We start from the raw sequence: 13,456 nt of genomic DNA, 5'->3' as shown, positions 1-13,456 counted from the left end.
AGGCGGCGGGCGGCCGCGTCGATGTTGTACTTCCACGGGCTGAACACCCGTACGTGGCCCCACTTGGCCACCGACGCGCCCGCCTGCTCGCCCGCTTCCAGCACCACGAAGCCGAGGTTCCGTTCGGCCAGGTGGGCCGCCGCCGCCAGCCCGACCGGGCCCGCGCCGATCACCACGACGGGCAGCTCGTCGGGCCGGGCGGCCTGCGTGCTGGGCTCCAGTTCGACGGCGGCGGGACCGCAACATCCGCTCACGGCGCATCTCCTCAGTGATTCGCGCGGGGCCGGTGCCCCACGCTGTTTCGAAGTCTGTCTAAGTACGCTTGCCGGTAGGATGCCCGATGACTTAGAAGTATGTCAAATTAGACTTCTATCGAATCAATGGAGAACGTCAGGCAGGCCGCTTCGACCAGCGGGTGTACTGGCGCAGACCGTACAGCAGGGGCTCTGGTGCGGCGAGGTCGCGGATGCGGAAGGGCTCGCCGAACACCATGTGCTGCAACCCCACCTGCACGCCGCGGGCGACCCGGCAGTCGGCCACGGCGTGCGCGGCCTCCAGCAGGTGTGGCCCGCCAGCCCCCTGGACGCTCTCCCAGGCGACCAGATCGAAACGGTTCGGCGTCCCGGAGGCGAACAGCTCCGCCGTCTCCTTCGCCCGCTCGTGCAGCAGGTTGACGGCGAAGGACCCGCGTTCGAGCAGCGCCTTGAGCGTGGGGCTGGCCGAGCGCAGCCCCACCATCAGCGTGGGCGGCTGCGTGGTGGCGCTGCACAACGACGAGCAGGTCATGCCCCAGGGCCGGCCCTGCTCGTCCACCGTCGTGATGATCGCGACCCCGCTCGGGAACCCGGACATGAAGCCCCGGAACCGCTCGGGCATGCCGTCGCGCGTGCTCGGCACGGTAATGGTCATGGTAGAGATCACCGTTCGGCTAGTCGGATGTTCTGATCCACAACGGTTCGTTCACGGCGCTCGGCGAGCTGGAGCAGCGGACCGCTCAGCCCCGTGGTGATGAGGGCCATGACCAGCAGTGCCAGATACAGGGCGGGGGACAGCAGGCCCGCGATGAAGCCCGCCTGCAGGATCACGATCTCCGTCAGGCCCCGCGTGTTCATCAGCACGGCGATCCGCAGGCCGGAGTCCACGGAGCGGCCGCCCGCCCTGGCGCCGAGATAGCTGCCCGCCAGCTTGGTCCCGATCGCGAGCACGGTCGCGAGCACTATCGCCTCCCAGGAGAAGATGCCCGCCGGGCCGGCCGCGACCCCGGTGCCGGTGATCACGAACAGTACGGGGAGGAGCACCCGGGCGGCCGAGCCCAGCAGCCGGGCGGCGAAAGCCCAGCGGTCGGGCAGGGCCAGGCCGACGAGCACCGCCCCGAACACGTCCGTGAGTCCCAGGCTCCTGGTCAGCTCGGCGCTGACGATGGCGGCGACGGCGACCAGGACGACCAGCACGCGCGGGTGCCGGTCGGCCCAGGCCAGCGACCGTTCAGCGCTGAGCAGCGGGCGGGCCGCCAGGGCTGCGGCGATGCCGCCGGCGAGCACCGCCACGCCGGTGAAGGAGCCGTCGTCGTCGCGCGTCAGGCCGATGGCCACGGCGAACAGGATCCAGGTGACCACGTCGATGGCGCTCGCGCTCATCAACGACAGCCGCCCATCCTCGGTGCGTTCGATGCCGCGGTCCTGCAGGATCCCCGCCAGCACGGGGACCGCGGTGACGGCCAGCGCGATGGCCAGCATCATGACGAACGCGGGGGCAGGCGCCTGGCCGCGCAGCAGCGGATTGCCCGACTGCAGCACCCACAGCGCCAGAACGGCTCCGCCGGCCATGGGGAGCACCGCCGATCCGACCGCTATGCAGCCGATCGGCCGGAGGAGCCGGCGGTCGAAGCCCTCACGCATCTGGTGCGCGGCCCCGACCAGGAACAGCGCCAGCCCCAGGTGCCCGAGCCTGCTCAACGGCTCGTGGCCGAAAGATCCTGCGCCCCAGCCCAGGCGCGGGAGGACCAGCCAGCCGAGGGCCAGGCAGAGCGCGATCTCCACGACCATCGCCGGCTGGTGCAGCCTCCGGGCGATCCAGCGCCCGGCGAGCACGACGGCGACGATCGCCGCGGTGACGAGCAACGCGTCCATGCCGGTGCCTCAGTGCATCTGGGCGAGGTACTCGTACTGGCTGGGCAGACGCCGCACCAGGTCCGCCGCCTGATCTTTGAGTAGCTGGAACTCCTTGTCGGCCGCCGCGGGATCCATCAGCGCGAGTGCCGCGGGCGCCTTGACCGGAATGCCGCCGAGCCCGAGCAGCATGGCCAGGTAGGAGTAGGCCTCGAAGCCGTGGTAGCGCGGGAAGATCGTCTCGGCCGTGGGCAGCTTCGTGCGCCATTGGGCCAGTCGCTCTTCGAGCCCATCGGGCGCCACGCGGGTCTTGGCGTCGCGCCAGTAGGCGTTGTCGTCGCGCGCGGCCCCCCGGTAGTGAAGGACGAGGAACTCCCGGACGCCCTCCAGCGCGCTGGCCATGGCGGTGTTGTAGCCCGCACGCAGCCGTGGGTCCCAGTCGGCGGCCGGGAAGTGTTTGACGAGCTGTTCGATGCCGTGCTGGATGAAGAAGATCCCGGTGGATTCGAGCGGTTCGACGAACCCGCTGGACAGGCCGATGGCCACGCAGTTGCCGGCCCACGCGTTCCGGGTGCGGCCGATCCGCATCTTGATGTGGTTGGCCTCCAGGTCGTCGGAGGCCGGTCCGGCGAACTCCCGCAGGGTGCGCTCGGCTTCCTCGGGCGAGCAGTAGTCGCCTGCGTAGACGTATCCCGTGCCGACCCTGCCGAACAGCGGGATGGTCCAGATCCAGCCGGCCTCCTGCGCGGTCGCCGTGGTGCACGGGCGCAGGCCCCTGGCCTCCATGTCGACCGGGACGCGCAGGGCCACGGCGCTGTCGTTGGGCAGGTTCTCCTGGAAGGAGATGAAGGGCTCCTCCATCGCCTGGTTGATCAGCAGGCCGCGGAATCCGGTGCAGTCGACGAAGAGGTCGCCCGCGACCTGGCCGTGTTCGCGGGTCTGGACGTGACTGATCCAGCCACGCTCGTCGCGGCCGACCTCGAGCACGTCGTCGAGCACCTGTACGGCTCCGCGCTCCTTGGCATAGTCGGCCAGGAAGCCGGCCAGCAGCGCGGCGTCGAAGTGGTAGGCGTAGGGGAACTGCGTGTCCTGCTCCGACAACGTGTTGCGGACACCCCCTTCGGGCTCTTCCACGAAGTCCTGCTCGAACAGCGTGCCGTCCAGATACCGAGGCGACCGTTCCGCGTCGCAGATGGCCGCCATCAGGAACGAGTCCCGGTCGAATCGATCACCGGGTCGCCGCTGCAGCCACCAGTCGGTCATCGGGAACCCCTCGACGACGCGCAGCCGCTCGAACGGGTGGTAAAAGTGATGCCCCGGCCGGCGCCAGTTCTCGAAGCGGATCCCCAGCTTGTACGTGGCGTGGCAGCGCGGCATCCAGTCGCTCTCGCGCAACCCGAGATAGTCGAAGAAATGCCGCACCGTGCTGAAGGTGGCCTCACCGACGCCTATCGTGGGAATGCGTTTGGATTCCACCACCGTGACGGATATCCGGTCCCCGAATGCGGCGCGCAGATAGGCGGCGGTCATCCAACCGGCCGTGCCGCCGCCAACGATGACAATTCGCTTGAGCATGAAAACCGTCCAATCGATTCGCATTCCTCAGTCTGCCGACGGCCTCAGAATGCGTCATGCGAGGATTGGAGTCACTGCTTCCGGGCTGGCGGCACAACGCCTGGCGGGAGTTCGCCACACGTCATATCCAGCCCCGCTTGCCGGCCTCGATTCCGGCTTGGAATCGGCTGACCGCGTTGAGCCGGTCGGTCAGGCTGTTCATCATCCGTTGCACGCTCCGCGCGGAGACGGAGAGGGTCCGGGCGGCCGACTCATCGGTGTGCCCTTCGGCCAGGAGACGGAGGAGGCTGTGTTCCTGCGGGGTGAGTCCTTGTTCGTTGCGTGCGGGCGATTGGGTCAGCGGGGTTCCGGACGCCCACACCCGTTCGAACAACTCGTGCAGGCCGAGGACGATGCCGGGGGTGGACAGTTCCAGCGCGCCGTCGATCGGCTGGACGGGGTCGATGGGCACGAGCGCGGTCTGCCGATCGATGATGACCAATCGCATGGGGAGGGTGGGGACGGTTCTGCACTCCTCGCCGAACTCGGCCATCGCGCGTGCGTAGCTCATGGTCGCGTGGTCGTTGCGCATGCTGTCGAGGTAGACGGTCCGAAGTCGCACACCTCGTTCGAGCGCCCGCTGGTTGAGCGGCTTCTCCGATTCGATGGTGGCCGGGCTCTGCGCGCCACCTGTGCTGAAGGACACGCATTCCACGCGGGCGTGGTGGGCGAGTTCGGTCAGGCGTTCTCTGACGGTGTCGAGGCCGTCCAGCCGCGTGACCTCCTCCCGGTGCTCCTGCTCCGCGTAGACGGCGGCGATGGAGGCGATGGAGGCTCTGGTGGTCTCCAGTTGCTGCTGGCGCGCGACGACATCGGCTTCGACCTTCGCCAGCAGCGCGGTCAGGCCGGCCTGGGGCCGAACTGCCCGCAGTGTGCCGTCATCGAACACTGAGCGCACCAACGCGAGGTCGATGAGAATGTCGAGAGCCTGGCGGACGTGGTCCTCGCTCAACTGGAGCTGCTCGGCGATCTCCGTTATTCCGAGGTCGGGATTCGCCAGCATAGTTCGATAAACCGATTCGTCCCGCATGGAAAGACCCAGTGCACTCAGCACGAAATCGCGCCGGATAAGTAGTGGCGGTATGCTGGTCGGTGAAGTGGGACTGTCAGCCGGTGCATCGTACCCCTTCCCCTCTCGAAGACCTCGCTTGGGAACATTACTCCAGCACAATTTCGATCCGCTTTTTTCTCTCTATAAACGCCCGTGTGCGGGCACCCCTTAAACGGGCTGCCGAGCGGTGGATTCGGGCCGGGGCGCACGCCGGGGGGCATCCGATGGCGCTGCGATGGTCGGCCGGTCCCTGGCGCAGCGTGCCCCAAATGGGCGGTATTGTGCGATCTGCAGCCTTGCCCAGGACTGATCTTCGGCGGAGTTGAGTATGCGCTTCAGGATTCTCGGACCGCTGGAGGCTGAACGGGGCGGGGAGCAGCTTCACCTCGGTGGCGGGCTCCAGCGCGTCGCCATGGCCATCATGCTGCTCGACGCCAATCGGGTCGTGCCCGTCAACCGGATGATCGAGGCCATCTGGGGTGAAGCGCCCCCGGAGACCGCCCGCAATCAGATCCAGATCCGGATCTCCCACCTGCGACGCCTGCTCGGCGACACCGTCCAGCCGCACAACCTGCTCATCACCATGCCTCCTGGCTACCTGCTGAAAGTCGAACGCGGGCAGCTCGACCTCACCGACTTCGACGAGCTGACCGCGCAGGCCGTACTGGAGAGTCCCGCCCAGGCGGCCAGGACCTTGCGCGCGGCGCTGGCCCTGTGGCGGGGCCCCGTGCTGTCCAACGTCAGCAGCGACCTGATCCAGACCATCGCGCACGGCGTGCAGGAACGCCGGCTGCTCGCGCACGAGCAGTGCATCGAACTCGAACTCGATACGGGCCGCGCTCAGCAACTGGTCGCCGAGCTGCGCGGCCTAGTCCAGGACAATCCGTTACGCGAGCGGTTACACGGCCTCCTCATGCTCGCGCTCTACCGTTCGGGCCGGCAGGCCGAGGCACTCGACGTCTTCCACGCCTATCGAGTGATGCTCCAGGACACGCTCGGCCTGCTGCCCGGCGACGAGTTACGCCGGCTGGAGCTGGCCATTCTCAACCAGAACGCGGAGCTCGACAGCGGGCCGGCGGTGGTGAGCCAGACGCCGGTCCCGAGGCAGCTCCCTGCGATGATCTCGGGGCTGTCAGGACGCGACGCCGAGATGCGCCGGATCAGCTCGCTGCTCGACGGAACAGGGACGGGCACCGGGTTGCCCATCGCCGCCATCATCGGCAGGGCGGGGGTGGGCAAGACCGAACTGGCACTGCAAACGGCGCATCGGCTGGCTCCCAGTTATCCGGACGGGCAGCTCTACATCGACCTGCGCGAAGGCGAGCTGCAGCCGACCGACGTGCTGAGCCAGTTCCTCCTCGCGTCGGGGGTCACCGTGATACCCCGGTTGCTGGAGGAGCGAGGCGCCCTGTTCCGCTCCGCCGTGGCCGGCCGGCGCATGCTCCTGCTCCTCGACAACGCGGGCTCGTTCGAACAGATCCGTCCCCTGCTCCCCGGCGGATCTCCCGGTGCCGTCCTGATCACCGGCCGGCACCATCCGATCGGGCTGCCGGAACATCGGGTGATCCGCCTCGACGTCCTCGACGCCGAGGGCGCCGTCGAACTGCTCACCCACGACATCGGCGCACATCGCGCCGCGCTGGAGCCCGCCGCCGTCAGAACGCTGGCCGAGCAGTGCGGCGGGCTGCCGCTCGCGCTGCGCATCGCGGGCGCGCGGCTCGCCGTTCGCCCGCAGTGGACGGTCCAGACCTTGGTGGATCTGCTCAGCGACTCCCGCACCATGCTCGACGTGCTCAGTCACGGCGATCTCGAAGTACGGGCCAGCCTCGACGTCAGCTACCGGGGGTTGTCACGCAAGGCGCAGACGTTGTTCCGGCGGATCGGGCTGCTCGGCAGCCCGCAGATCGCCCACTGGCTCGGCGAGGCGCTGCTCGGCGATGACGTGGCCCAGGACGCGTTCGACGAGCTGGTCGACGCCTCGCTGCTGGTCCGCAGGGGCCGGAGATACGTCATGCACGACCTCGTGCGGGCGTACGCGGGCGAAAGCGCCCTCGCCAGCGACAGCGAGGAGCAGCGCCGGGCCGCGATCGAGCGGGCCTGCAAGCGCTTCCTCTTCCTGGCCGACCGCGCGCACCAGCGTTACTACGGCGGCCCTTTCACCCTGCTCCGGGGCAAGGACCCGGGTGACTCCCGGGACGACGGTCTCGCCGACACGCTGTTCGGCAACGACCCGCTCGGGTGGCTGGACGAGGAGCGCACCACGCTGCTGGCGACCGTACGGCAGGCGGCGGCGCATGACCTCGACGAGTTGTGCTGGACCATCGCGATGACCGCCATCACCCTGTTCGAGGTCCGGGGGTACCACGACGAGTGGCGCACCGTCGCCGAGATCGCGCTCGAATCCTGCCGCGGCTCCGCCAACACGCGCGGAGAGGGGGCGATGTTGTACTCGCTGAGCACGCTGGCCGTCTTCCAGCAGCGATACAGCGAGGCGCAACCCCTGCTGGTGCAGGCCATCGACATCTTCGAGCTGATCGGTGAGGTGCACGGCCTGGCGCTGGCCCTGCGCAACCTGGCGCTCTCGGAGCGGGTCAGGGGCGAGGTCGACGCGGCGCTCGACAGGTACAGGCAGGCGCTGCCGTTGCTGGAAGAGGTGGGAGACCGGGCCGCCGAAGGCCACGTCCTGGTGAGCATCGCGGCCATCCACCTCGAAGTGGGGCGCCTGAGTGAGGCGGAGCCGCTGCTCGACCGCGCATTGGCGATCTTCAGAAGCGAGGGCGTGCAACGCGGCGAGGCCCAGGCGCTGAACCGCATCGCCGAGCTCTCCTTGTTGCGTGGCGACGCCGGGCGCGCGCTGGAGGCGTTCGAAGGGGCCTTGGTCATCGTCCGCCGGCTCCGTGACCGGATCGGCGAGACGTACGTCCTGCACGGGACCGGCGAGGCGCAGGCGGCCCTCGGCCAAGCCGATCAGGCTGAACGCGCCCTGTCCCGTGCCCTGGACATGGCGCAGGAGCTGGGCGAACGTCACATCGAGGGCCGGACGAGGTTGTCGCTCGGCCTGCTGCTCAGCCGGCAGGGGGATCCCGGCGGGGTGACGCATCTGGAGAAGGCGCATACTCTGTTCGCTGACATGGGGGCGGAACGCTGGCGGGCGAAGGCGGCGGCAGCCCTCGCCCGATCACGCTGACCGAAGAATGGGGTTCGACGTCAGCTTGTTACAGAACTTTCCCGGTCCAGGACATGTCACAGGGCCGGTCGTCGTGGCTCCACCGGTCGCAGGTCGGGTCACTGATCGCTGCCTGAGCCGTGGTGGTAGAGCCCGTCAAGATCGTTACGACGATGCCCAGACTGATCAAAATCTTCCGCACGTTGCCCCTCTCCATAGGTCACGAGGGCGACTCTAGTGAAGGCGGCTTTTGTTTCGCTTTCGATCGCTCAGGGCTGTCCGGCGGTTGCCAGTTCCGGCACGGGAGCCCGCCGGAGATAGAGGTAAGCCGCGGCGAGCGTCGCCGCCACAGCGACCGTGAGCAGCAGCACCCGGTAATCCAGCACGGCGATCAGTCCCGCTCCCAGCGCGATCGAAGCCGTCTGCGGCACCGTGACGCTCATCTCGAACGCGGCGAAACACCGCCCGAGGAGCTCTGGGGGCGCGGCGCGCTGGATGACCACCGAGGTGCCGACGACCATCCACGGGGCGGCCACGCCGAGCAGGAACGTGCCGCCTGTCACGACCGCGTCGTAGGAGGTCATCAGCAGGAAACTGCAGGCCGCGCAGGCGAGCAGGCCGCACGCGACCAGCAGGGGCTCCCCGATCCTGCGCATCATGCCGCTCGCCGTGACACCGCCCACCACGGTCCCGACGCCCATGGCCGAGCCCAGCACGCCGATGAAGGCCGGCTCACGCTCCAGGCCCACGGTGACCACCAGGAACCCCACGGACTCGAAGAACCCGATCGTCAGCATCGCCAGTCCACAGGCCAGCACCAGTTGCCGAAGCGCGCGGGTTCTGCCAAGGTAGCGGATCCCGGAGGCGATTTCGGCCGCCCAATGCTGTTTTGCGGGCTGCGGAGCGGGCTCGTCCAGCTTCATCGCCGCCAATGTTGCCGCCGCCACCAGGAAGGTGACGATATCGATTGCGATAAGGGCGTTGGCGCCCAGCAGCGCGTAAAGTCCGGCGCCCGCCATGGGGGCGACGATCCGGAGCAGTCCGCGAATCGTCTGAATCGCTCCGTTCGCATCGCCCAGCAATTCTTCCGACACCAGAGCCGGTAGCAGGGCGGACTGGGCGGGGCCGAGGAGACTGCCTGACACGCCATAGGCGAACATCACCACATAGACCAGCCAGATGTGATCCGGGCCGGTGACCAGGAAAAGCGGCAGGAGTAACACGGGAGTCAGCAGGTTGACCGCGATCAGCAAGGGGCGCCGCCGTACCCGGTCGACGATCAGGCCCGATACCGGCAAGAGCAGACTGCCCGCGGCATAGGCGAACATGACCAGGCCGGCGGCGCTCGCGCTACCCGTGCGTTCCTGCACCGAGACGGCGATCGCCAGCCACATGGCGAAACTGCCGAAGTTGGAGAAGGCATCGCCGATCAAAAAGAGCCTGGCTTGCCGCTGTGCCAAGAGTTTCCACATCGCAGGTGTCCATTCAGTCGAGGGAGAGTGCCAGGTTGACGCATCAGGAAGCGGATGAGGGATTTGTCCAGCCGTATTCCCCGGAGTTCGTGGAGCCGTTCGGATCGCGTGGGAGTTTCTGCGGCGTGCCGATCCGCAAGGTCGACGAGACCCGCCAGGACGACGTGGTCGTCCTGGGCGCGCCTTTCGACTGGGGGACCAGTTTCCGGCCGGGTGCGCGTTTCGGCCCGAGAGCCATCAGGGACGCGGACTACCTTGAGGCGGATGGTGTGCGACCGCACCTTGCGGCGGGGCTGGACCCGCTCGCCGAGATGTCGGTGGTCGACGCCGGCGATATTCCCATGGTGCGGGGCTACATAGAACAATCGCTGCAGAGCATCGAGCGATATGTTCATGCGGTCGCCAGTGCGGGCGGCGTCCCCATCGTGCTCGGCGGGGACCATTCCATCACCTTCCCCAACGCGACGGCCGTGGCCCGCCACTATGGATACGGCGAGGTGGCCGTCATCCATTTCGACGCACATGCGGACACGGGCGTCTACTCGCGCGCCGAGATGATGGGGCACGGCGCGCCGATGCGGCGGCTCATCGAGTCCGGGGCGGTGCCGGGGCATCGTTTCGTCCAGATCGGACTGCGCGGATACTGGCCGCCGCCGGAGGTCGTGGCGTGGATGCGCGAGCGTGACATGCGCAGCTATTACATGGAGGAGGTGACCAAGCGCGGCCTCGACCCGATCCTGGACGAGGCGGTCGCGCACGTGCTGGCCCCGCGCGAGAACAAGGCGGCTCGGGTGGTCTTCCTGTCGATCGACATCGACGTGGTGGATCCCGGCATGGCGCCGGGCACGGGCACTCCTGAGCCGGGTGGCCTGACCTCGCGGCAGTTGCTCGACGCGGTGCGCCGCCTCGCGCGCGAGCTGCCGGTCGTCGGGGCCGACATCGTCGAGGTCGCCCCGCATTACGACCAGCCCATGAACATCACCGCGCTGCTGGCGCACCGGGTGGTCCTCGAGCTTCTCACCGGTCTGGCGGAAGGCCGCCGCGCCGGCTGAAGGCCCTGGACAGGCAGTCTTTGACATCACGAAGCCCCTCTCGGACGGGTGCCTGGGGCGGTCCGCTCGTACGCGGCGGACCGCCCCAGGCGGTCAGGCGACCGCGGTCCGCGCCATCTGCTCCCGGACGCTGCGCGGGCGCATGTCGACCCAGACCTCTTCGATGCGCTGCAGGCATTCCTCGCGGGAGCCGCTGGTTCCCTCGTCGTGCCAGCCGGCCGGGTTCTCCCGGCCGAACTGCCAGATCGAATACTGCTCCTCGTCGTTCGACACGACCTTGTGCGTGGCGCTACCGCTCATTCTGTCAACTCCCTTGTCAACGACTACTGGGAAACTGCCTGAATCGACCAAAGGTCGTCCATCGTCTCGTGGCTGATCTGCTTCGCGAAATCCCGGTGCGCCGCGTAACCCATATTGATGATGACTCTGCGACCCTGCTCGATGGGATAAACGCGATGCATGGTGGTGTCAGTTCTCATGAAGTAGAGGTCGCCGGCGCCAAGCTCCATGGAATAGGTGGGGTTGTTCGCCAGGATGCGGTTGACCTGCGGATCGTTTTTGTCCCACTGCGAGTTGGGGACGCACTGCACGAATCCGCCGTGTTGCACCGGCGGGCATTCTATGACCCACACCAGGGCGAAACTGTAGTCATCCCAGTGCCATCCGTGGGTGTCACCGTTCTGCTCCAGCGAGGTGATGACGTAGCGCTCCGGCAGATACGGGCACGGAATCACCTTTTCGTCCGCCACGAAGTCGAGGATGCCGTGGTTCAGAATCTCCGCGTACACCGTGGGAATGACGGCGCTGTGGGCGTTGATCGCCTCCTGGGTCACGTTGCGCATGCGCCGCGGCGTGTCGCCGGTCTCCCTGAACGTGAGATCCCGGCGAATGCCGGCCTTCGCCACGAGGTCCTTCACGTCGGCCGCCACCGCGGCTTTCGTGCTCGCCGGGACGGCGAAGGACACCTTGGCGAACCCGAATGTGTGGAATTTCGTCCGCGCCGCGTCGAGCTCGGTGCGATCGATTCCCTGTAACTGGTTCTTGAACTCACCGGCCAGGTCGGCAGTGCAGGAGTTCATCCCTTTTCTCCGCTCTGTCTATACGGTCTTGGCGCGGAGCAGGTAACCCAGCTCCAGCTCGGTGGAATCCACCTGGATCGCCGGGTGGTCGACGGCGACGATCTCGGCGTCCGCCTCGGCGAACAGGGACTCCCAGGAGCCCCGGTCGATCAGCCGCTGCTCGGTCAGGGCGTGCAGGAGGAAGTAGGGGTTGTAGTAGGCGACACCCAGGCCGTGCGCCATGATCTTGCGGTTGTCCGGCTGGTGGTCGACCTCCACGACCAGCCAGTGCGCGGCGGGGTAGCGCTCGAAGGCCGACTTCACCAGGTCGCGGACCGCGTCCGCGCCGTCCTGCTCCAGCATTTCCTGCAGGACGAAGGAGGTCAGGAAGCACAGGCTGCCGTCGGCGGGCAGATCGAGCGTCAACGCGTCGGCCGCCGTGCCCTGCTGGATCGAGATGCGATCGGCGAGGCCCGCGTCGGCGACACGCTGCCGGGCCAGCTCGACGGAGCCGGCGTCCGGGTCGACGCCGACGCCGCGGACCCCAGGGCGCATCTTGCAGAGCTCGACGAGGAACGCGGCGTCACCGCAGCCCAGGTCGACGATCAGGTGCTCGCTGTCGGGCAGCCGATCCAGGAGCCCGGAAGCCAGCGGCAGCGCGTCGTACATGCTCATGCCGCAACTGCCGGCGCCCACCTTGGCGCCGTCGCGGGTGGCGAAGGGCGCGCCGGCTCGCAACGTCCGGCCGATCTGCCCGAACGTGCCCGCGTAGCCGCCGACCAACAGCGTGTACCAGGGCAGGAAGGGAGCCAGCTCCACGCCCTTGACCGTGAGCCGCCACCCGATCTCCTCCACGAGGTAGCCCTCGTTGGCCAGGTAGAAGAAGTAGGCCCGCAGCCGCTCCTCGTCCAGGTCCAGCAGCTTGGCCACCTCCCGCGCGGTCACGCCCGGCCGCTCCGAAAGCAGGTCGTAGATCCCCGTGTCGGCCAGGTGGTGCAGAGCCTGGGCCAGCGCCATGTAGCGGATCGGCTGGAGGGACTCCACCAGGCGGTGCTCGAAGTCATTGTTCGCCTTCATGATCATCCTCATTTCAGATTTCGCGCAGCCGGCCGGCGACCAGGGGGCCGATCTCGGCGAGGGATTCGGGGCGCATCAAGTCGTCGTGGGTGGAGTCGACCAGGTGGGTGACCACCTGGCCACTGACGTAGTGCGCCCATTCGGCTGAGGCGGAGCGTCCCGTGGGCCAGGTGCGTTCCGCGACGAAGAGCAGCAGGTCCCCGAGGAATTTCTGCGGGACGAAGCCGGACATCAGCCGGGCATTGTTCCGGACGACCTCGACCATGTTGGCGACGACATCGTCCTCGAATTCGCCAAGCGAATCCCGGCCGGATTTCTGGCCGATCAGATCGGCCAGGATTCCTGTCGCCTCTTCGGTGCTGAGGTCATCTTCTTCCTCCAGCATTGGATAACTGTCGAACAATGTCAAGAGCGAAACCCGCTCGCCATTGTTCTGAAGTTGTGCCGCCATTTCCTGCGCGACCAGGCCGCCGAAGGACCAGCCGGCCAGGCGATAAGGCCCGCTCGGCTGAATGCGTTGAATCAACGCGAGATATTCCGCGGCCATCTCCGGGATGCTCGCCGGGAGTTCGCCACCGTTTCTCAGACCGCGGGCCTGAAGGGCGTAAACAGGATACTCGCCGTCGATGTGCCGGAGCAGGCCGGAATAGGACCAGCTCAGCCCGCCCACCGGGTGCACGCAGAACAGCGGCGCCTCGCTGCCCCCTGAGCGCAGCGGAATCAGCGCGTCGAGCGGATCCGGATATTCGTCGGCGTGGATGGTGGGGGCGAGGTCGGCGATGGTGGGGGTGTCGAAGAGGGTGCGGATGGTGATTTCGGTGTTGAGGGTTTCGCGGATGGCGCTGATGAGTTGGGTGG

The 13,456-nt window shown here is 67.7% G+C and carries 12 protein-coding genes; 2 read left to right on the top strand and 10 right to left on the bottom strand.

All coding sequences use genetic code 11. The features are described from left to right. From ACWD0F_RS50915 to ACWD0F_RS50895, 5 genes are all read right to left on the bottom strand, one after another. The coding region (locus tag ACWD0F_RS50915; RefSeq protein WP_449890211.1) for an FAD-dependent oxidoreductase at nucleotides 1-254 on the bottom strand (254 nt) is incomplete at its 3' end. Nucleotides 255-390: 136 nt separating this feature from the next. Then, nucleotides 391-909: a flavin reductase family protein gene (locus tag ACWD0F_RS50910; protein WP_449890209.1), complete on the bottom strand. Its 519-nt coding sequence runs from the start codon at nucleotides 907-909 to the stop codon at nucleotides 391-393. Nucleotides 910-917: 8 nt separating this feature from the next. Beyond that, on the bottom strand, nucleotides 918-2,129 hold the full coding sequence (locus tag ACWD0F_RS50905; RefSeq protein WP_449890207.1) for a cation:proton antiporter: 1,212 nt from the start codon (nucleotides 2,127-2,129) through the stop codon (nucleotides 918-920). 9 nt (nucleotides 2,130-2,138) lie between these two features. Further along, nucleotides 2,139-3,683, bottom strand: coding sequence for a tryptophan halogenase family protein (locus ACWD0F_RS50900; RefSeq protein ID WP_449890206.1), 1,545 nt, complete (start codon nucleotides 3,681-3,683; stop codon nucleotides 2,139-2,141). Between the two features lie 121 nt (nucleotides 3,684-3,804). Then, on the bottom strand, nucleotides 3,805-4,725 hold the full coding sequence (locus ACWD0F_RS50895; protein WP_449890204.1) for a LuxR C-terminal-related transcriptional regulator: 921 nt from the start codon (nucleotides 4,723-4,725) through the stop codon (nucleotides 3,805-3,807). 376 nt (nucleotides 4,726-5,101) lie between these two features. On the opposite strand from ACWD0F_RS50895, the gene ACWD0F_RS50890 reads away from it, so the two are divergent. Continuing rightward, complete coding sequence (locus ACWD0F_RS50890) at nucleotides 5,102-7,960, top strand: AfsR/SARP family transcriptional regulator (RefSeq protein ID WP_449890202.1); 2,859 nt, start codon at nucleotides 5,102-5,104, stop codon at nucleotides 7,958-7,960. A 248-nt stretch (nucleotides 7,961-8,208) separates the two neighbouring features. Here the strand turns inward: ACWD0F_RS50890 and ACWD0F_RS50885 are convergent, their stop codons facing one another. Further along, nucleotides 8,209-9,411: an MFS transporter gene (locus tag ACWD0F_RS50885; RefSeq protein ID WP_449890200.1), complete on the bottom strand. Its 1,203-nt coding sequence runs from the start codon at nucleotides 9,409-9,411 to the stop codon at nucleotides 8,209-8,211. Between the two features lie 125 nt (nucleotides 9,412-9,536). Here ACWD0F_RS50885 and speB point away from each other — a divergent pair, with 125 nt between their 5' ends. After that, a complete protein-coding gene (speB, locus tag ACWD0F_RS50880) occupies nucleotides 9,537-10,463 on the top strand; it encodes an agmatinase (RefSeq protein WP_449890198.1) in 927 nt (308 codons plus the stop codon). A 93-nt stretch (nucleotides 10,464-10,556) separates the two neighbouring features. Here speB and ACWD0F_RS50875 read toward each other — a convergent pair whose 3' ends face one another. The 4 genes from ACWD0F_RS50875 to ACWD0F_RS50860 all read right to left on the bottom strand — a co-directional run. Continuing rightward, a complete protein-coding gene (locus ACWD0F_RS50875) occupies nucleotides 10,557-10,763 on the bottom strand; it encodes an MbtH family protein (protein WP_449890196.1) in 207 nt (68 codons plus the stop codon). Between the two features lie 23 nt (nucleotides 10,764-10,786). Next, entirely contained in the window at nucleotides 10,787-11,542 is a 756-nt protein-coding gene (locus ACWD0F_RS50870; RefSeq protein WP_449890194.1) for a HalD/BesD family halogenase, read from the bottom strand. 18 nt (nucleotides 11,543-11,560) lie between these two features. Beyond that, nucleotides 11,561-12,598 (bottom strand): methyltransferase domain-containing protein, encoded by a 1,038-nt coding sequence (locus ACWD0F_RS50865; RefSeq protein ID WP_449890193.1) that lies wholly within the window; start codon nucleotides 12,596-12,598, stop codon nucleotides 11,561-11,563. Between the two features lie 13 nt (nucleotides 12,599-12,611). Next, on the bottom strand, nucleotides 12,612-13,456 hold an 845-nt coding region (locus ACWD0F_RS50860), incomplete at its 5' end, for an alpha/beta fold hydrolase (protein ID WP_449890191.1).

The sequence above is a fragment of the Nonomuraea sp. NPDC002799 genome, from assembly GCF_053592075.1.
This window is presented reverse-complemented; position numbering and strand designations above follow the sequence as displayed.